The organism is Sporosarcina sp. 179-K 3D1 HS (assembly GCF_047228905.1).
Taxonomy (GTDB): Bacteria; Bacillota; Bacilli; order Bacillales_A; family Planococcaceae; genus Sporosarcina.
On the sequence record NZ_JBFEGI010000007.1, the window covers coordinates 165040 to 184817 of the forward strand.

Genomic DNA, 19778 nt, shown 5'->3' on the forward strand with positions numbered 1-19778 from the left:
AGGGGGTTAGAGAAATGAAAGATGTAGTCATTGTCAGTGCCAAAAGAACAGCGATCGGCACATTTAATGGAATGTATGAAAATGTCTCCGCCAAAGAACTGGCCAAAACAGTAATGAAAGCGGTTGTGGAAGAAAGCAATGTATCTCCCGATGTAATTGACGAAATCATCGTCGGAAATGTAGATCAATCGTCCGCATTCTCAAATGTCGGTAGAATTGCCGCGTTGGAATTAGGGCTTCCCGAAAAAATTTCGGCCCATACCGTTGGCCAAAACTGTGCTTCCGGCATGCAGGCTTTGGTGAACGGTATCCAGGCCATCAAATCAGGAGATGCGGAAACGGTTCTCGTCGTCGGCACTGAAAATATGAGCCAAATCCCACATTTATTAAAAGGGACCCGGTCTGGTTATCGGTTAGGGCACCATCAAGTGACCGATAAGATTGTGGAAATGCTCCATGACCCGTTTGTCGATATGACGATGGGCGAAACGGCGGAAGTGGTGGCGGAAGAACATGGCATTACACGGGAAGAGCAAGACGCCTTTGCACTCCGCAGCCATGAACGGGCATTGCAAGCGCAGCGAGACGGAATCTTCGAAAGGGAAATTGTCCCCGTTACGGCAACAAAGCGCAGGGAAACCGTGACATTAAAAGAAGACGAAGGGCCAAATGAACGAACATCCCTCGAAGCACTATCCTCCTTGCGGGCAGCTTTTAAAAAGGATGGAACGATCACCCCTGGAAATGCGTGCGGATTAAATGACGGGGCTGCCGCTATGCTGATCATGTCCAAGGAAAAAGCGGAGGAACTAGGGGTCAAGCCGATTGCCCGGATTGTGGCGAACGCTTCGGTCGGGGTTGATCCAAAACGGATGGGCTTGGGGCCTGCTTATGCTGTACCGAAAGTATTGGAAAAGGCAGGCTTAACGATGGAGGACATTGACCTCGTGGAACTGAATGAGGCCTTTGCTGCACAAGCGCTTGCATGCGTGAAGCAGTTGGAGCTCGATATAGAAAAAGTGAATCCGTTCGGTGGCGCCATCGCGTTGGGGCATCCTGTCGGAGCGACCGGCCTGCGTCTGATCGTCACTTTGCTGAACGGTTTGGAACACTTTGAGAAAAATCGCGGCATCGCGACGTTATGTGTCGGGGGCGGCATCGGCGGCGCGGTCATCGTGGAGAGAGTATAGGGGGGGAGAATTTCATGAAAACAATAGATATTGTAGACATCGAAATCAAAAATGAAGTGGCGATCTTGACAATCGAAAATCCGCCGGTCAATACGATCAGCAATGCGACGATGGCATCGTTAAATTTTGCGCTCGATCAAGTGGAAAAAGCGGATGACGTCAAAGTGGTCTTATTACGCGGCGCCAATGGACATTTCATGGCGGGGGCGGAACTGAAGGAATTTAACGAGATTGAAACAAAAGCGGAAGCGAGCCGCGTATCGTATATAGGCCATCACTTGATGAACCGCATTGAATTTTTCAAAAAACCGGTCATCGCGCTAATCGAGGGGGCTTGTCTAGGTGGGGGCTTAGAACTGGCGTTAGCTTGTCATATGCGGATCGGCAGTAACAACAGCCAATACGGATTTCCGGAAATCACGCTGGGTATCATCCCGGGAGCAGGCGGCACGCAGCGTCTGCCTAAACTCATCGGAATCGGAAAAGCCCGGTATTACATATTATCAGGAGAACGGATCCGCGCAGAACAGGCGGAAGCGTTAGGCATCATCGACCGGGTCGTCGAAGTCGATGAGCTGTTCGAAGCGGGCATGCAATGGGCCGAAACCATCGCGAAAAATAGCCGCATCGCCATCCACCATGCCATGGACGCCATGAACACCGGTCTCTTCGGCACACACTTCGAAGGCTACAATCGCGAAGCTGAGCGCTTCGGCGAATGCTTCGAAACCGAAGACAAAAAAGAAGGGGTCGCGGCGTTTTTGGAAAAGAGAGAGCCGAAGTTTCGGAATCGTTGATAGCCGGTTACAATCCGAGTTAAAGAGTCTAGAGTATCATGAATTTGATGAATATTGTCGCATTCCCGATGCAAGATTGAAACATCGCGGGCGCATGGATATCACCCTACTGCACCAGGCTATAGAATGCCTGGTGCTTTTTCACGTAGTTTCATTCTCCATTTCGATAAAACTCAAACAGATCCCGCTCATACAATTTCTCAAATATCCCTACGTAATAGCCCGCCACGTTGCGGAGCTTTTTTTGTTTCATCGCTTGTAAGGTAATGATAAGCGTCTGATAACCAAGTGTCTCGTAGAGTTCAGTGAATTGCGGGAAGGATTTGGTGACGCGGTAACTCAAACTTCGGTAGACGCCGTATAATTGGCTGACGGTTTTTTGATCGTTCCCGAGCATGCTGAAGATGGTAGCTTTGAATCTTTGATAGTAGGTTGGGGTTTGTTCTATCCCCAGATTATTCACATTATCCACAATACCCACAACTCTCACATTTCCCTCTTCGGAATACGTATTATGTAATAATTTATTGTTTTTGCTTAAGGAATGATCGGTTTCCTTTTTTGAAAATTGACCTTCGAAGCTTGTGGTTGAAGGGTTTCCATCCTCTGAACGACTTGTCATTTGCGAGTTGTCATCAAACGGCAAAATGATGAGGATGTTGGCGCCATAGCCTTTGGATACTTTACGTATCGTGGATAACTTGTTGATAATTTTTAATTTTTCCAATTTACGTAATGCCCGGCGGATGGTGGCGTCGGATTTTTTGATTTCTTTGCAGATCGTTTCGACTTTTAAATGCGCCGCTCCCGGGTATTTGCAGGCGTAGCGGGCGATGCAGGAAAGCACATCCCGTTCCGTGTCCGTCATCTTCCGGTAGTGTTCAGTTGTGTGTTGCCTGATGTGGACGTCCATTTCTTGTACGTTGTCGAATGATTGGTAAGTTTCCAGATAGATGGTCATGTATATTTCCCCCTCCATGTCAGGTGAACCGACAAGTCAAGCGGTTCTGTTATCCGCTATATAGAAGGGGGTAGAGCAAAGGGATACACTTGGGAATCAAATATTTTTTCTCTAGTTGGAATCTCGAACTTGGAGTTAATTAGTAGACTATGAAACGTTTCTCCGTTTGAAACGTATCATTATATAGAGAGTCGAAATCATTCCATACTTGCCGTCTACATCCTAGGTCTTAGTCTTTTTCCAACCACGGTCGGTTCCGATTGATTGTCGAACCGAGCATACTGGGAGTATAGAGATAGGCAGAGGGTGGACGTAATGGAAAAGAGGATTTATATAGTGCTGACCGATACAGGGACACTGTTATCCAAGTCGATAGCCTTGTATACGAAGGATCGGTTGAATCATGTGTCGATCGCGTTCGATGCGGAGCTGCGCGACATGTACAGCTTCGGACGGAAGCGGCGACATAATCCGTTCATCGGGGGCTTTGTAAAGGAAGATGCGACCACCGGCATTTTGGGGCAGGCGCAATGTGCGGTGTTTAGCTGTACGGTGTCTCTGGCGGAATATGAGAAGATGCGTAGGGCAATCGGTCAGTTCGAGGAGAACCCGGAACAATACCGCTATAATTTCATCGGCTTATTTGCTGTAGCGATGAAGAAAGAGATCCGGCGGGAGAACGCGTTTTTCTGTTCCCAATTTGTCGCCACGGTGATGAATGAAGGTGGGATCTCGCTGTTTTCATGGAAACCACATTTCGTACAACCCGGCCATTTTGCACAGCTTCCGCACTTGCGGAAGGAGTATGAAGGGAGTTTGCAGACCTACTTTCAACGGACGAGAGGAACCGAAGAGCGCCCCCCGTTGCAGAGTGGGTTGTGGCGAGGATTGGCTTTGCGACTGTTGGCGTGAGAGAGTGACTGTGTGGGCAGACAGTTGCTCTTTTTTATTGGGATGGATGGAGGCGAGGGGGGTCTGCCGGAGCAAGACGATTGCTTCCTCTTCTGTTGGGTTTCCTTTAACCATCAGTCTAAACTTCACATATTTCTTACCATCAATACTGATGCTGTTGTTTCTATTTCCTCTAATTGTCTAAAGTAATTTTCAGATTTTCCTATGTTATATTAATGTCAATATTGGAATGTTGGCTAAAACCAAAAGTTATGAATTATAGAGATAATGAATATAAGGTTAAATTTTCTCATAAAGTATCTCCCTCTGTGGGCGCACGAAATGTATGCTTATGATGCGCTCCGCTTTTCCAATAGATAAAAAGGACAATTAGAAACGATACTGCCTGAGCAATTGAAATGCGCATCACTTGTAATTCGTCTGCTCCAGAGATAGTCACAATATGTAATAGATTGATGATGGTGTTATTGAGGAAATGGTCAGCCATAGGCATCCAAAGTGAACCAGTAATTTTAGTTAGTAAACAGAATTTTGCTCCTGTGATTCCCGTTGTTAATATAAGCATAAGTGCATACATCACAGCTCCGTTAGCGCTTATTTCTCCGTCCAACAGATTTCGTACAGGTGCTGCTATATGCCAGAATCCAAAGAGAATAGAAGATATAAGGACCGCTTTAATAAATGAATATTTCATTTCCGCAAGCTTGATGAACAGGCCACGAAATATTCCTTCTTCCATAACGACATTAATAATGTTTCCGATAATACAAAAAGAAACAAATAAAAGGCCGGTTTGATTACCTAGATTCCCATCAATAGCATAGCTTGTCACATATAACTGTAAAGTAGGTTTTTTGTCTCCAGCAAGTTGTATGAAGTACTCGACTCCATAGGCGATAATGAACATCGAAGTACCCAGCAGCAGTCCATATAATACATTTTTCCATGCTGATTTGATTGTAAAACCTACCTCAGACCACTTGAATGAGAAATGTCTTATTGCCAACACAAGAATAAGAATACCGGCCAATTTGTGTATGAACGCCTCGCCGAAAATGCTTTGATCCGTACGAATGAACATGTATTCAATTGCCCTAAACAGAAAGCATATTATGTAAATGAGTATTATCGCTTGTATTAGAGGCCGCTGCTTTCTTTCTTTCATACTAACTCTCCTCCAGTTTTTATTCAGAATAGTAGTAATTGCTGTATTACTGATTATTTGTTGTTTACGGTCTTAATAGAATTTATCTGTATTTAATATTCAAACAACTATACCATATATATCCAATTGGAAGAGGAGTTTACTCAAGAAAATGGTCCGTTTGCATTGGCTGAAATCACACATCAGATCGGCAACCATAAATAAGGGTAGAAGGCCCTCTTTCAACAGGCAAGAACTTCTTCTCAATGCACTCCGCCTAGCGGTTTTTCATTTACAACATGATTACGGGACATCTGGAATATTGTGTTACAATCGAGTGAAAAAAAGGAGGAGTAGCCATGAGGGACGATTTGGAGTCGGTTTTGCAACGGGTGTCTCATCTGGAAACGGAAGTGGAATCGCTCAGAAGGGAGGTGGCTGAACTCCGAAGGCGGGAAACTGAAGTGCCCCAACGTCAAGGGCCACTACCGCGTCCTGTGGAAACACCGAAACCAAGTATTCCAAAAGTAGGCTTCCGTCCGCTCCGTCCGAAGGAAGCCACCGATCCGGACATGCCTAAGCAACAAACTCAGCCGCAACCTGAGTTAAAGCCGCAATCGGAATTCAACTTGGAACGGGCGCTCGGCATTTGGCTGCCGCGGGTTTTCATGTTCATCCTCTTGCTCGGCTTATTGTGGGGATTGAAAGTGGGCATGGACTACGGGGTGATCACCAATCCGGTGCGTATAGCGCTCGGGTATGGTGGAACGGGTCTCTTGTATTACTTGGGGATGCGGTTTATTCGGAACGGGAAAAAGGGGTTCGGCTTGACGCTGCTGGGCGGTTTTCTAGCGCTCGGCATCTTGACGACGTTTGCCGCACATCATCTATATGGCTATTTCTCGTTCGCTGTCGCATTTGTAGTAGGGGTCGCCTATATTGTTGGCGGTTTGTGGCTGTCACAGAAGATGCGGTCGGAGACGTTGACGATTTTCTCGGCGATTGCCGGTTTCCTGTTGCCGTTCCTGCTAGAGGGGGAGGGGGCAACTGCCGTCCAGTTTTGTCTCTATATCCTATTGTTGTTCCTGTCGCTTTTTTACGTTTCGCTCAGTCAGAAGCATAAGTATACGTTTTACGTGACTTTCCTGCTGTTCCATATGACGCTTTTGATCTACGGCATCTTGGATGGAACCTATGGGGATGAAACGATTCTCGTTGGTACGGTTTTAATTCAACATTTGGCTCTCTTATTCTTTTACGTCCGGGGTAGAGTCGCCCGGCACGTCTTTACAGAGGCACTTCTTTATACGAACTTCGTTTTTTCCATCGGTTGGATCAAACTGCTGGCACATTCCGAGGAAATGGTCGTCTATGGGCTGCTGGCGTTGTTGTATATCATATTGGTTTGCCTGATGTATTGGAAAAAAGACAGTTTGTTGCAGGGCGTGTTATCGGCCGTTGCGGTATTCGCAGTGAGTGCCTTCCTCCTGTCTTTCCGTATGGAGCAATACCCGGTTCGCTTGTTGTTGCTCTTGCTCAACGGGGCGCTCGGCATTTGGGTCGGGCTGCGGTTCCGTACGTTGCGGACGATTGTAACAGGGTCGATCGTCTATGGCTGGGTCGCGTTGATCATTGTAGGGACGTTGCGATTGCCTGAATTCTTCTCCTTGGAGCATGCTGTCTGGCTTGTCTTCCTAGGGACTCTGCTTTGGATCTATTTTTCGCTCTATCGGTTCCCACCAGTTTTCCTGCATGGAAAAGTGAAACGGTTGGACCAGAGCCTGGTCGCGGGTCAGGTGGTCTTCCTCTTTTATCTTTACCAGGTGACGAATTGGTGGTTGGAAAGAAATCCATTCTCCTTTGCGACAGCTACGCATATTCAGTATCTCGTCTTCATCTGCGTGTTGGTGGCGATGTATGGCTTCCATAGATGGAAACATGGGCTTTATTTGACACATGCGGCGGTTTTCGGATTTTTGATGATTGGTCTTTTTCTCCTATCGATGGAGCTGTCGAATTCGATTGATGACAGTGGATTTTTATTCAACCTGGCTGTACAAATCTTGTATGTCTTCCTTCTGACGGAGATGATCCGGGCGATTTTGAAGGACACTTTCTATATGAAACGGGACGCGTTGAAGCTGAAGGTCTCCGGCTTGGCGGTCGCCATGCAGATCCTCTATTTCCTGTTTTTGAATAAATGGTATTTCGCCTTTGTGGAAACGTATGACTGGGAACGGGAATTTGTCTTGCTCATCCACACATTCCTGCTTTTTGCCTTCGCGTTCCTGTCGATCAGCATCGGACGGAAAATGGAGTGGCGGCCAGTGAAAGTGCTTGGCGTCGCCTTGATCGGGCTATGTATCTTGAAACTGTTTTTTGTCGATCTCGCGTCGATTTCCATCATGATCCGTGCGATTCTGTTCATCGTCGTGGGAATCGTCGGACTTGTCTACTCCCGTACACTGCTGAAGGAGCCGGAGAATGAAGAGTTAGAAGAATAGATAAGGATAATTGTTATATGAAAAAATAATATATTTAACTATGAAAAAACACCTTTGCGCAAGGTGTTTTTTTACGTGAATCCATTTCTGTTAAACTTTTAAATAATGCTAATATATTAAATAATGTGATATGATTAGTTAGAAAGTTCGAGTCTGGCATTCTAAGTTTGAAGGAGGAAGTACATATGGCGAGCTTTGATATTGCGGTCATTGCGGGTGACGGCATCGGTATAGAAGTGATGGAGGAAACATTGCGTGTCCTTGCGGTGTTGGAGGAATACGAATCGGATTTTTCACTGAACTTGGAGAAGTTTCCATGGAGCACCGAATATTATTTGGAACATGGCCGGATGATGCCTGAGGATGGGCTGGAGATCCTGAAGAAGTTCGACGCGATTTTATTCGGCGCAATCGGGGATGCCCGGCTTCCGGATGACCTCACGATTTGGGAGTTGATCATGCCGATCCGGAAACAGTTCCAGCAGTACGTCAATTTCCGTCCGGTCAAATCGCTGCCGGGAATTCATTCTCCGCTGAGCAATGGGGAAGAGATTGATTTCGTCATTTTCCGTGAAAATGCGGAAGGGGAGTATTCGACGAGCGGTGGGACGATGTTTGACGGACAAGCCGAAGAAATGGCCGTTCAGAACGTCATCATGACCCGTGACGGTGTCGAAAAAATTACGAGGGCCGCATGCGAATACGCCATGAAACACGGCCGCAAGAAAATCACGAATGCGACTAAATCCAATGTGATCGTCCATACGATGAAAATGTGGGACAAGTATCTTAAACAGGTTGTGGCGGAAGAGTATCCGGAGTTGGAAGTGGAGTCAAACTATATCGACGCACTCGTCGCTTATTTTGTCCAGCGTCCACAGTCGTTCGAAGTGGTGGTCGCATCGAACTTGTTCGGTGACATTCTATCGGATCTCGGTTCCGGGCTGGTCGGAGGTCTTGGCCTGTCGCCGTCCGCAAATATTAATCCGGAAAAAGAGTTCCCGTCAATGTTCGAGGCGGTGCACGGGTCTGCTCCTGATATTGCTGGTAAAGGCATTGCCAATCCGATTGCACAAATTTGGTCCGGGGCCTTGATGTTGGAGCATTTAGGCAGATTGGACCTCGCGGATCGTGTCACAACGGCAATTGAAGACGTGCTGCGTGAAGGAGAAGTGAAAACGGCCGATATTGGTGGAACTGCCACAACAGCCGAAATGGGAACGGCCATTATTACTAAAATCAGAGAACAATACGAGGGGTGATTCGATGAGCGTAGAAAACAAAGTAGTTATCGTAACCGGAGCAGCCGGCGGAATGGGTAAAGCAATCGCTTTGCAGTTGGTGGAGCAAGGTGCAACCGTTATTGGGATCGATCTAACAGTGGATTCATTGGAGTCTGTGCAGCATGAGCGATTGACCGCAAAAGCGGCTAATGTACTCGATGAACAAAAAATCGCGGAAATCTTCGCTGAGGTGAATGAAACGTACGGTCGCATCGACGGATTGGTGAACGCGCTTGGCATTGCGCAATCGGCGGCACCGATCGAGGAAGTGACACTGGAGCAATGGCATCGTTATATGGACGTCAATGCGACAAGCTTGTTCATCACTTGCAAAGAGGCTGCGAAGTATATGAAGGCGAAGCGCCAGGGATCGATTATTACCATTGCTTCGATTTCAGCAGTTCGTCCGCGCCCGGGCCTGCAATCGTATATCGCATCCAAAGGGGCGGCGGAAAGCTTCACGCGGGCCATGGCTATCGAGCTGGCGTCGCATTCCATCCGAGTGAATACAATCCATCCAGGACCTGCGGATACGAATATGCTAGGAAGCTTTACCGCAGCAGGGGCAGATGTGGAAAACACAAAACAGACGATTTTCCGCAATAGTGTACCGTTAGGGGAATTAATCCAACCGGAAGATATAGCGAACGCGGTCAGCTATCTATTGTCTGATGGCGCGAAAATGGTGACAGGCGCCACGCTGCATGTCGATGGTGGAAGAGGTTTATAAAAACGGGAGGTTCGAATCCAAATGAAACGAATTCCGATGTTAATCAATGGAGAATGGATTGGCGACGACTCGCATGAGTGGCTGCCGGTTTATAATCCGTCGAATGGCGAGCAGATCGCCGAGATTGTCAAAGGAAATGAACAACATGTCGATGTGGCGGTACAGGCTGCGCAAATCGCATTTGAAAGTGATGAATGGCAGAAAGTGAGGCCATTCGAGCGGGGGAACTTGTTGATCGAGCTGGCCCATCATATCCGGGATAATGCGCAAGAGTGGGGACGCCTGGAGTGTGAAGATGTCGGGAAGCCAATCTCGCAAGCGCTCGCTGACGCTGAAGCCGCAGCCCGTTATTTCGAGTTTTACGGCGGGGCTGCAGATAAAGTGATGGGGGACACCATTCCGATCGAGGATGGTATATTGAACGCGACGGTGTTGGAGCCTGTCGGTGTGACAGCCCATATCATCCCATGGAATTACCCGCTGCAAATCATCGCGCGGAGCGTGGCGGCGGCCATTTCGACAGGCAATGCGGTCATCGTCAAAAGTGCGGAAGATACGCCGCTTGCCGCCCATGCGATTGCAGAATGGTTCGCCGCGAGCCGCTTGCCGAAAGGGGTTTTTCAGCATATTACGGGTCTTGGAACGGATATCGGTGCTCCGCTTGCCAGCCATCCGGGAATCAATCATATTACGTTTACGGGGTCTGTTAATACCGGGATATCGGTTGCGCAGGCAGCGGCTCGCAATGTTGTTCCGGTCACGCTTGAACTGGGCGGAAAATCTCCGAACGTCGTCTTTGCGGACGCAGACGAGGAGAAGGCACTGGAGGCGGTCGTCCGTGCCATTATCCAAAATGCAGGCCAAACTTGTTCGGCAGGGTCTCGTCTTTTAATTGAAGCGAAGGCGAAAGACCGCTTTGTCGAGAAGCTCGTGGAACGGTTTAATGCGCTGACAATCGGTCCGGGCAGCGAAGACGCAGATATCGGCCCTATTTTGAACAAGCGGCAATTCGACCAGATCATGGGACGGATCGAAGAGGCGAAAAGATTAGGGAAAGTGTTAGCCGGAGGGGAAGCAGTGACAATCGAAGGTAGTGAAGGCGGACATTACATACGGCCGACGTTGCTCGATGGTCTGGAACATACTTGCTCCGTGGCACAAGAGGAAATATTCGGCCCGGTCCTCAGCGTGTTTACATTCGAGACCGTGGAAGAAGCGATAGCCCTCGCGAACGGCACGGACTATGGTTTGGTCGCGGGTATATGGACCAAAGACATCGACGTAGCCCACTATGTCGCATCAAAGATCAAAGCGGGCCAAGTCTTCATCAATAACTATGGCGCAGCAGGAGGAATCCAGATGCCTTTCGGTGGATACAAAAAAAGCGGCATCGGGCGGGAAAAAGGGTTCATTGCTCTGCGGAATTACACGCAAATTAAAAATATCGCAGTTAAATATGGTATTTAAGATTACTAGATTATTACCATGTCCTAAAGCTAGGTAGGGTTGCAAAGTACTAGGTTCCCAGATAGAATGAATGAGTAATCAGTTAATTTTTAAATGTTATAATTATCTGGTTCGGAAAAATATTAGTAGGGGGAAATAGAATGAGAAAACTGAAATTTGGTTTTATTTTTTCATTGCTTCTGCTCTTCGTTTTGGCAGGATGCGGTGGTTCTAAAGAATCAGATTCTGGCAATGCGGATGCAGGCTCTGGAAATGAAGGAGCTGCAAAAGATGATGGAAAGGTGTACACGCTTCAGGCAGGTCACTCCTTGCCAGTCGACCACCCGTACCACATCGCATTTCTTGAAATGGCGGATGCTGTAGAAGAGCGGACAGATGGGCGTGTCATCATTGAAGTGTTCCCGAACTCTGAAATTGGGGCGGAACGTGAATTGACAGAAGGGATGACACTTGGAACCGTGGACCTGGTCGTATCGTCGACAGCTCCTGTAACGAACTTTGTTCCGGAATTGGCAGTGCTGGATGTGCCATTCCTGTTTAATGATCGGGATTCTGCGATTGAAGTATTGAACGGCGAAATCGGGGATGAATTGTTTAATAGTTTACAAGAGCACGGCATTATCGGCATGTCTTGGGGTGAAAACGGCTATCGCCATATCACGAACGGGATCCGACCGATTGAAAAACCGGAAGATCTAAAAGGTCTGAAAATCCGGACACAAGAGAATAAAATCCATATTGCTGCATTTGAAGCGCTTGGTGCTCAACCGACTCCGATGGCATGGACAGAAGCTATTACAGGTCTTCAACAAGGGGTTGTAGACGCGCAGGAAAACCCAGCGATCGTTGCGGACCAGTTCAAATTGTATGATTCCAAACAAAAATACATGTCCTTGACGGGTCATGTGTATTCCGTTGCTATTTACATGATGAGCCAAAAAACATATGACGAATTACCGGAAGACTTGAGAGCGATCGTTCTGGAAGAAGGCCAGAAAGCAGGTTCGAAAGAGCGTGACCTTATTATCGAGATGGAGAAAGAATCCATCCAAACATTGAAAGACAACGGTGTCGAAATTATTGAGGAGATCGATACAGCTCCATTCCAAGAGGCTGTAAAACCGATTTATTCAGAAGTGGAATACCAAGAGTTGTTGAACCGAATCATCGAAGCTCAATAATCAATCATATGTAAGATTACGATAAGGGAGGGCCTACCTCCCTTATTCTGTATGGGAGGGAATTCCAGTTGGGTAAGCTCATTGATACCATAAATTTAGTGATGAAGCATTTGCTGAACGTCATCATGACGGTGTTGACCATCTCCGTTTTTGCTCAGGTCATTTTCCGTTTCGTTTTGAAATCCTCCCTTGCTTGGACAGAAGAGCTTGCCATCTATTGCTTGGTCTGGCTCACCTTCCTCGGTGCTGCGTATGCCATGTCATTGAGGGCCCACATCGGGGTGACATTCTTCACAGATTTATTTCCCCTGCGAATTCGCCAAGGCTTTTTCATCTTAGCTACCGTAGCCAGCATTGCGTTCTACTTTATTATGATCATCCAAGGCTATGATTTGATGAATCAAGGCATGAAGCAATTATCTCCGGTCCTCGCCATTCCAATGGGTTATATTTATGCCGTCATTCCGGTGAGCGGGTTCTTTTTGACTGTCAATCTCATTGCCGTTTTCGTAAAAGAGTTTAAGACAGGGGGTCACTCGGCATGACTGCTCTTTTATTCATTTTGTTGCTTGCTCTGTTTTTAATTAACGTACCGATCGCAGTCACTTTGGGGCTCTCCTCGTCGATCATTTTCTTATTGGAAGGCAATGTATCCTTGATCGCTATTATCCAGCGGATGTTCAACTCGGTTGCCTCCTTCCCGTTGTTGGCGATCCCTTTTTTCATACTAGCCGGAAAGCTGATGGAAAATGGGGGGATTTCAAGACGGCTTATTCACTTGGCAAACGTCGTGTTTGGACAGGTGAAAGGTGGATTGGCCATCGTCTCCATAATTGCCTGTGCTTTCTTTGCGGCCATTTCGGGTTCAGCGGCGGCAACGACGGCGGCAGTCGGATCGCTTTTAATTCCGGCGATGGTCAAGAAAGGATACGACCGAGATTTTTCTGCCGCTGTTCAGGCGGCTGGCGGAACTATCGGCGTCATGATCCCGCCCAGCGTCCCGCTTGTGTTATACGGAGTTTCGGCGGGCGTCTCGATCAGCTCGCTGTTCATTGCGGGAATTATTCCGGGCCTTATGGTTACCTTATCACTCGTTTTGCTTGTGTATGTGATTTCCCTGCGGAAAGGATATGGCGGCGGAGAAGCGTTCACATTCAAGGACTTCCTAAAAGCGTTCGCTGATGCAATCTTAGCATTGCTGATGCCGGTCATCATTTTGGGCGGAATTTATGGCGGGATCTTCACTCCGACGGAGGCGGCGGTTGTCGCGGTTGTGTACGGATTGATTGTCGGTGTACTCATCTACCGGGAAATTAAACTGAAAGATTTGGTTGAAATCTTTTCTTCCTCGGTCGTTGTATCAGCTGTTATCATGTTCATCATAGCGGGGGCGTCTTCATTCGGTTATTATTTGACGCGGGCGCGCATTCCAAAAGAATTGACTGAGCTTATGCTGGGCGTGACGGATAACTGGATCATCGCTTTGTTGATCATCAACGCGCTGTTGCTCTTTGTTGGGGTATTCATGGAGACGTCAGCGGCAATCATCATTTTGACGCCGATTCTCGTCCCAATCGTCAGTGCACTGGGAATTGATCTAGTTCACTTCGGAATTATTATGATCTTCAACTTGGCTGTCGGATTCATCACACCGCCAGTCGGCATCAACTTATTTGTCGCTGCGAATATTGCGGGAACGAAGTTTGAAGGCTTGATCAAAGCGATCATCCCTTTCATCATCATCATGGTGTTGGACGTCTTGATCATTTCATTTATCCCGGCTATCAGTTTGTTCTTGGAAACGTTGCAGAAATAATAGAGTTACGATAAATCGCTCCGGCTTGGAGCGGTTTTTTGTTGGAATGCTTGTGGAATTGTGAAAAGCGTTTCGAGGTGTGGCGAGAATGTTGTAAGGTTTTTGGAGTGTGTTTCGAAGTATGGTGATAACGTTGTGAGCTCTGTAGTACTTTTCGCAATTTGTCAACAAACATGCGATAATGAAGAAAATAAGAAATAAGGATGAAATCATGGCGAAAACAATTGATGTACAAGTGAATGCGAAACATAGCGCGGAGCTGAAGAAGGGGTATCCGTTAATTTTGAAGGATGCGATCCTTAATCCGGCTGTCTTGGTGAAAGAAGGCAGCCTGCTGCGGTTGGTTGATAAAGATCGCCGTTTTATCGCAAAAGGGTATTACGGTGTCCAGAATAAAGGGATTGGCTGGGTGTTAACGCGCAAGGAAGACGAAGAAATCGATTTCGACTTTTTCGAGTCCAAAATCCAGGCGGCGTTGGCTCGGCGAGAGGCGTTGTTTGCGGATCCGGATACAACCGCTTTCCGTGTCTTCAACGGGGAAGGCGATGGCATCGGCGGTCTGACGATCGATTATTTCGCTGGCTATTATATGGTGAGCTGGTATAGCGAGGGGATTTATTCCCTCAAGCATCATGTGTATGGCGTGTTCGATAAAATTGTCGATTATAAAGCGATCTATGAGAAGAAGCGGTTCGACACGCAGGGCCAGTATATCGAGCAAGACGATTTCGTCAAAGGGGAGCCAGGCGATTTCCCGATCATCATTAAAGAGAACGGCATGCAGTTCGCCGTCGATTTGAATGACGGGGCGATGACCGGAATTTTCCTGGACCAGCGGGATGTACGGAAAGCGATTCGCGATCACTATGCGGAAGGAAAACATGTGCTCAATACGTTTTCCTACACGGGAGCGTTTTCCGTGGCAGCAACACTAGGCGGCGCCATCAAGACGACAAGTGTCGATCTCGCAAAACGCAGTTTGCCGAAGACGATCGAGCAGTTCAGCGTCAACGGCATTGATTACGAACAGCAAGATATCAAAGTGATGGATGTCTTCGAATATTTCCGGTATGCGAAGCGGCATGAGTTGAAGTTTGACCTGGTCATCCTCGATCCGCCAAGCTTTGCCCGTTCGAAAAAGTACACGTTCAGCACGGCGAAAGACTACCCCGATTTGCTGATGGATGCGATTGCGATCACCGAGAAAAACGGGATCATCGTTGCTTCTACGAATAATTCGAGCTTCGGAATGAAGAAATTCAAGTCGTTCATTGAAAAAGCGTTCACGGATGCCGGATCGAAATACAAAATTCTCGAAGAATCCTCACTGCCGAAAGATTTCCGGACGAACCGGGATTTTCCGGAATTCAATTATTTGAAAGTCGTTATTTTGAAGAAGTTGAAATAATCAGAGTGGACCGCGTAGGTTGTTGCTGCGCGGTCTTTTCCTGAATAAATGTAGAAATTGGTTTGGAAGTGAAGCAGATGTTGGAAGCAATCATACATGGAATCATCCTCGCCTTCGGACTCATTGTGCCGCTCGGCGTACAAAATGTATTTGTGTTTAATCAAGGCGCGTTGCAACCTACGTTCAGCAGAGCATTGCCCGTCGTTGTGACAGCTGCCGTTTGCGACACCATTCTTATTCTCGCCGCGGTGTCGGGCGTTTCTTTGCTCGTCCTGACTTTCGGCTGGTTGGAAAACATTATCTTCGGTTTCGGAATTCTTTTTTTACTATTCATCGGATTTTCCCTGTGGCGCAGTGAGTCAGCCTCGCCGGATACGGAAGCCGAACGGTTCACCGCCAAACGGCAAATCATCTTCGCCGCATCGGTCTCCCTGTTGAATCCGCATGCACTTCTCGATACGATCGGCGTCATCGGCACGAACTCGTTGAACTATGTCAATGAGGCAAGATGGGCATTTACTGGGACAACTATCGTTGTTTCCTGGCTTTGGTTCATCGGCCTAGCCGCGGCAGGGCGCTCCCTCGGAAAGCTCGACTCCAGCGGCAAACTGATGCAAGGGTTGAATAAAATCTCTGCCCTCGTCGTCTGGGGGGTTGCCGTTTATATGGCGATCCAACTCTTTGGGAATGTGAAATGAAGGAGAATGGCAGAAACCTAGATTTGCTATTCGAAGGCATACTAGGTTTTTATTTGAAAAATGGGCTCTCGCAATGTATTTACCGAGGCTCCTTAACATTTACGAGGAACTTCAATACTATGTTTTCGTAGAGCCTTACAACGTTCCTAGACTGCTAAGAACGAACTAAAGGGAGGGGCTAACACGTGGATTCATTGAAACCGAAAAGGCGCAGTCCGTTACGAATTTATATGGGGAAGAAAGCGTATCGTCTCAAGCGGTATGCGGAGTGGATTTTGGATGGGAAAGCTTATGCCAAGAAACGTGGGGAGGAGAAGCTTGAACATGTGCTGTTCAAGCATCAGACCCCGTTGCTGCGCCAGTTGAAAGATGTCGAGATGGAGCTGCAATACAATAAGGTGAAGAATTTGAAGATTGCAGCGAAAAGTGTGAATCGGGTGTTGATTCGGCCAGGAGAGACGTTTTCCTATTGGCAGCTGATCGGCAATACAACAAGGCGGAAAGGGTATGTCGAGGGGATGGTGCTGCATTACGGGAAGGTGACGATCGGTATCGGAGGCGGCCTGTGCCAGCTTTCAAACTTGATCTATTGGATGACACTCCATACGCCGTTGACGGTGACTGAACGGTATCGCCACAGCTACGACGTGTTCCCGGATTCGAAACGGAGCCAGCCGTTTGGTAGCGGGGCGACGTGTGCATATAATTATTTGGATTTGCAAATCAAGAACGAAACGAATGAGACGTACCAGCTAGTCGTCTATTTAACTGATCAGAACTTGGTCGGGGAGTGGCGGTCGACGACGCCCGCAACCCGAATGTATGAAGTGTACGAGAAAGAGCATAGCTTCACGCGCGAATTATGGGGCGGCTACGTACGGCATAATACAATTTATCGGAAAGTGTTCAATTTGAATGGCGAACAGGTTGATGACGAGTTCATTACCGAAAATCATGCGATTACGATGTATGAACCTTTTTTGACATATGAGGAGGAGGCATCGGCTGGCATTGGAACTTGATTTCCAAACTGTCACAAAACCGTTGGATGACAAGTATCCGTTTTCCAAGTAATCTAACAGTAATAAGCTGTGAAGTTTCTGTGAGGAGGTTATCGCAGTGAAACGGGTCCTGGTTTTATTTCTACTAGTGGCGGCTTTTGGATTGGCCGGTTGCGCCTATACGTATAGCGATGAGGACGGGTATCGGATGGCGGTCATCAACACGGGATTCCCGGTCCCGAAAAATGCGTATGAACTCAAACCGGAGGCGTGCACCGCGGATATCGCCAAATCCGCTAAGTATAAATTGAAAGACATCGGCGATGCGGAAGGCACACCGCCTGCCGAATATTTGGAGGAAATTGAGAAGTGGGGTTGGACGGAAGTGGTAGAGGGCCGCGTCGGTAATGTCCATTTCTTCAAAAAGGAAGGCAAGATCATGTCCATTGTCGTCCAGAAAAATGTGTTTGATTTGTTTGAGTTGACAGAAGACGTCAAGCTGTAAGGGCATCCCCTTCTTCTAGCCAACGTGATTCATGTAAAAAATGATTAGTCATGGAGGATCTAATGATGTTGGACACTCAAAAAATTATGGAGATTATTAAACATCGTTATCCCTTTCTTTTAGTGGATAGGATTGTAGAGTTAGAAGAAGGAAAAAGAGCCATTGGTATAAAAAACGTAACATCCAAGGAGGATTTCTTTAATGGGCACTTCCCGGGCTATTCGGTGATGCCAGGGGTATTAATTGTGGAGGCATTAGCTCAAGTAAGTGCAGTTGTCATGCTGACGAAAGACGGAAACCAAGGACGATTGGGGCTTTTAGCAGGCATAGATCAATGTCGTTTTAAGCGGCAAGTAGGTCCTGGAGATCAACTTCGTCTTGAAGTTGAAATCACCCGGTTAAAAGGTCCGATTGGTAAAGGAAAAGGCATCGCCACTGTTGATGGTGAATTAGTATGCGAAGCGGAAATACTATTTGCGTTTGGTGATTAATATCTACAAAAGTTGAGTTTTACACACCGTTCATGGAATGGTGTTTTTTTATTCTCTGATTAACTCTTGGCATTGGTACTACCTAGCCATTTTTATTGAAACTAAATCGCCCTTGCGGCGTATAAATGGATAGGATTGGAAGGAGGTTATTTGGTGAGGAATCGGAATCTATTGCTGTTCGCCACTGTTTTAGTGGCCGCAGCGGGAGTACTCTATTGGATGAAAGAGAAGCCGGTCTATGGGAATGACGTGGATTCGATCAGTCAGATAATTTTGGAACAGGAACGCCATGGGGAAATCACCATTTTGGAAATAAAGGATGTCCAGGAGTACCGCGTTGTGACGTATTTACATAATGAAACCGATTCGGCGATGATGACATTCCGGAAAAATGCGAGAGGGAATTATGAGTGGATCCAAAGCGAGAAGAGGGCGGGGGAATTGCTGGCCATTTTTCACGCTTCTTTGTTAATGGAAGTCGAGGAGGGGCCACCGATCGTATTTGTGACCACCGCTGACAACCGGGTAGCAGCCGTGCAAGTGGATGTGAACGAGTTCTCGGAGAAAATCGAGCTTCCGGTCGGTGAACCAAGTGTGACTTGGTTGAATATCCCGAAAGCGGAAGTTAGCGAATATCAGTTCATTTATACCTATTTCGATGAGGCGGGAAAAGTGGTGGAGAATGAATAACACGAGTGATGCGCTGGGGCATCACCCGTGTTATTCAGTTGAAAGAACGCCGGATTTTAGCAAAGTCCATGTTGAGCGAAGGATATGCTGTTGAACAAATCGTCAAATTGACAAAGTTGGGCGCAGTGGAAGTGGAACTGCTGAAGAAAGGCTTACTGTAAGTAAACTGCTCTTGATTCCTTCAAATAAAGTGTAACGAAAAAAGCTGTCCTGTGGTCGATTCGACTCTAGGGCAGCTTTCAATGTTTATTCGCCTAAATCCACATTGTGATACACTTGCTGGACGTCTTCGAGATCATCGAGCGCATCAACCATTTTCTCGAATTGCACTTGCGCCTCTTCGGGTAGGGTGATTTCGCTTTGCGCAAGCATCGTCAATTCTGCTACCGTGAACTCGGTAATGCCCACATCTTGAAATACTTCTTGCACTGCGTGGAATTGGTCGGGTTCGGCATACACGATGACCGTGTCGTCTTCTTCCAAAATGTCGCGCACTTCCACGTCGGCTTCCATCAAAAGTTCGAGCACTTCATCGGCGGTTTTCCCTTCAAGGCCGAATACCGCAGTTGCATCAAACATGTAGGACACCGATCCGCTGACCCCCATATTCCCACCATTTTTCCCGAAGGCCGCCCGTACTTCCGATGCGGTTCGGTTCACGTTATTCGTCAAGGCATCGACAATGACCATCGAACCGTTTGGACCGAACCCTTCATAGCGCAGCTCGTCGAAGTTTTCCTCCGACCCACCTTTTGCTTTCTCGATGGCCCGATCGATAATAGCTTTCGGCACGCTATACGTTTTTGCCCGTTCCACTACAATTTTCAAAGCCTGATTCAATTCCGGATCCGGTTCGCCTTGTTTGGCCGCTACATATATTTCACGTCCGAATTTCGCATAAATACGACTCGTGTTTGCATCCTTCGACGCTTTTTTCTCTTTGATATTATTCCACTTACGTCCCATCCATTTTCACTCTCTTTCAATAGCATAGAGTTAA

General features: G+C 47.3%; 20 protein-coding genes. 17 read left to right on the plus strand and 3 right to left on the minus strand.

Annotated features, from left to right (window positions below; all coding sequences use genetic code 11):
- Window positions 1-14: 14 nt before the first annotated feature.
- The gene (locus AB1K83_RS11295) at window positions 15-1190 is read left to right on the plus strand and encodes a thiolase family protein (protein WP_413058287.1); all 1176 of its coding nucleotides are present in this window, start codon (window positions 15-17) and stop codon (window positions 1188-1190) included.
- A 14-nt stretch (window positions 1191-1204) separates the two neighbouring features.
- Window positions 1205-1987 (plus strand): enoyl-CoA hydratase-related protein, encoded by a 783-nt coding sequence (locus AB1K83_RS11300; RefSeq protein WP_413058288.1) that lies wholly within the window; start codon window positions 1205-1207, stop codon window positions 1985-1987.
- A gap of 151 nt (window positions 1988-2138) precedes the next feature.
- On the opposite strand, the gene AB1K83_RS11305 is transcribed toward AB1K83_RS11300, so the two are convergent.
- A complete protein-coding gene (locus AB1K83_RS11305; RefSeq protein WP_413058289.1) occupies window positions 2139-2948 on the minus strand; it encodes a helix-turn-helix domain-containing protein in 810 nt (269 codons plus the stop codon).
- Between the two features lie 315 nt (window positions 2949-3263).
- Between AB1K83_RS11305 and AB1K83_RS11310 the strand changes: the two genes are divergently transcribed.
- Window positions 3264-3860, plus strand: coding sequence for a hypothetical protein (locus AB1K83_RS11310; RefSeq protein WP_413058290.1), 597 nt, complete (start codon window positions 3264-3266; stop codon window positions 3858-3860).
- Window positions 3861-4149: 289 nt separating this feature from the next.
- Here AB1K83_RS11310 and AB1K83_RS11315 read toward each other — a convergent pair whose 3' ends face one another.
- Entirely contained in the window at window positions 4150-5025 is an 876-nt protein-coding gene (locus AB1K83_RS11315; RefSeq protein WP_413058291.1) for a CPBP family intramembrane glutamic endopeptidase, read from the minus strand.
- A 338-nt stretch (window positions 5026-5363) separates the two neighbouring features.
- Here AB1K83_RS11315 and AB1K83_RS11320 point away from each other — a divergent pair, with 338 nt between their 5' ends.
- From AB1K83_RS11320 to AB1K83_RS11385, 14 genes are all read left to right on the plus strand, one after another.
- Window positions 5364-7508, plus strand: a complete 2145-nt coding sequence (locus AB1K83_RS11320) for a DUF2339 domain-containing protein (protein WP_413058292.1) — start codon at window positions 5364-5366, stop codon at window positions 7506-7508.
- Between the two features lie 185 nt (window positions 7509-7693).
- Window positions 7694-8770 carry a tartrate dehydrogenase gene (locus AB1K83_RS11325; RefSeq protein ID WP_413058293.1) on the plus strand — a complete coding sequence of 359 codons (1077 nt, stop codon included), beginning with the start codon at window positions 7694-7696 and terminating at the stop codon, window positions 8768-8770.
- 4 nt (window positions 8771-8774) lie between these two features.
- Complete coding sequence (locus AB1K83_RS11330) at window positions 8775-9521, plus strand: SDR family NAD(P)-dependent oxidoreductase (RefSeq protein WP_413058294.1); 747 nt, start codon at window positions 8775-8777, stop codon at window positions 9519-9521.
- A 21-nt stretch (window positions 9522-9542) separates the two neighbouring features.
- Window positions 9543-10988, plus strand: coding sequence for an aldehyde dehydrogenase family protein (locus tag AB1K83_RS11335; protein WP_413058295.1), 1446 nt, complete (start codon window positions 9543-9545; stop codon window positions 10986-10988).
- 140 nt (window positions 10989-11128) lie between these two features.
- Window positions 11129-12169, plus strand: a complete 1041-nt coding sequence (locus AB1K83_RS11340) for a TRAP transporter substrate-binding protein (RefSeq protein ID WP_413058296.1) — start codon at window positions 11129-11131, stop codon at window positions 12167-12169.
- A 68-nt stretch (window positions 12170-12237) separates the two neighbouring features.
- Window positions 12238-12714 (plus strand): TRAP transporter small permease, encoded by a 477-nt coding sequence (locus tag AB1K83_RS11345; RefSeq protein WP_413058297.1) that lies wholly within the window; start codon window positions 12238-12240, stop codon window positions 12712-12714.
- Window positions 12711-13985 (plus strand): TRAP transporter large permease, encoded by a 1275-nt coding sequence (locus AB1K83_RS11350; RefSeq protein WP_413058298.1) that lies wholly within the window; start codon window positions 12711-12713, stop codon window positions 13983-13985. Before AB1K83_RS11345 ends, AB1K83_RS11350 begins: the two co-directional genes overlap by 4 nt.
- 211 nt (window positions 13986-14196) lie before the next feature.
- Window positions 14197-15393: a class I SAM-dependent rRNA methyltransferase gene (locus AB1K83_RS11355; protein ID WP_413058299.1), complete on the plus strand. Its 1197-nt coding sequence runs from the start codon at window positions 14197-14199 to the stop codon at window positions 15391-15393.
- Window positions 15394-15470: 77 nt separating this feature from the next.
- Window positions 15471-16091 carry a LysE/ArgO family amino acid transporter gene (locus tag AB1K83_RS11360; RefSeq protein ID WP_413058300.1) on the plus strand — a complete coding sequence of 207 codons (621 nt, stop codon included), beginning with the start codon at window positions 15471-15473 and terminating at the stop codon, window positions 16089-16091.
- Window positions 16092-16321: 230 nt separating this feature from the next.
- Complete coding sequence (locus tag AB1K83_RS11365) at window positions 16322-17113, plus strand: VanW family protein (protein ID WP_413058324.1); 792 nt, start codon at window positions 16322-16324, stop codon at window positions 17111-17113.
- Between the two features lie 97 nt (window positions 17114-17210).
- A complete protein-coding gene (locus AB1K83_RS11370) occupies window positions 17211-17597 on the plus strand; it encodes a hypothetical protein (protein WP_413058301.1) in 387 nt (128 codons plus the stop codon).
- Window positions 17598-17662: 65 nt separating this feature from the next.
- A complete protein-coding gene (gene fabZ / locus AB1K83_RS11375; RefSeq protein ID WP_413058325.1) occupies window positions 17663-18088 on the plus strand; it encodes a 3-hydroxyacyl-ACP dehydratase FabZ in 426 nt (141 codons plus the stop codon).
- 153 nt (window positions 18089-18241) lie between these two features.
- Entirely contained in the window at window positions 18242-18778 is a 537-nt protein-coding gene (locus AB1K83_RS11380) for a hypothetical protein (protein ID WP_413058302.1), read from the plus strand.
- Between the two features lie 5 nt (window positions 18779-18783).
- Window positions 18784-18939 (plus strand): hypothetical protein, encoded by a 156-nt coding sequence (locus AB1K83_RS11385; RefSeq protein WP_413058303.1) that lies wholly within the window; start codon window positions 18784-18786, stop codon window positions 18937-18939.
- Between the two features lie 85 nt (window positions 18940-19024).
- Here AB1K83_RS11385 and AB1K83_RS11390 read toward each other — a convergent pair whose 3' ends face one another.
- The gene (locus AB1K83_RS11390; RefSeq protein ID WP_413058304.1) at window positions 19025-19744 is read right to left on the minus strand and encodes a YebC/PmpR family DNA-binding transcriptional regulator; all 720 of its coding nucleotides are present in this window, start codon (window positions 19742-19744) and stop codon (window positions 19025-19027) included.
- Window positions 19745-19778 lie beyond the last annotated feature (34 nt).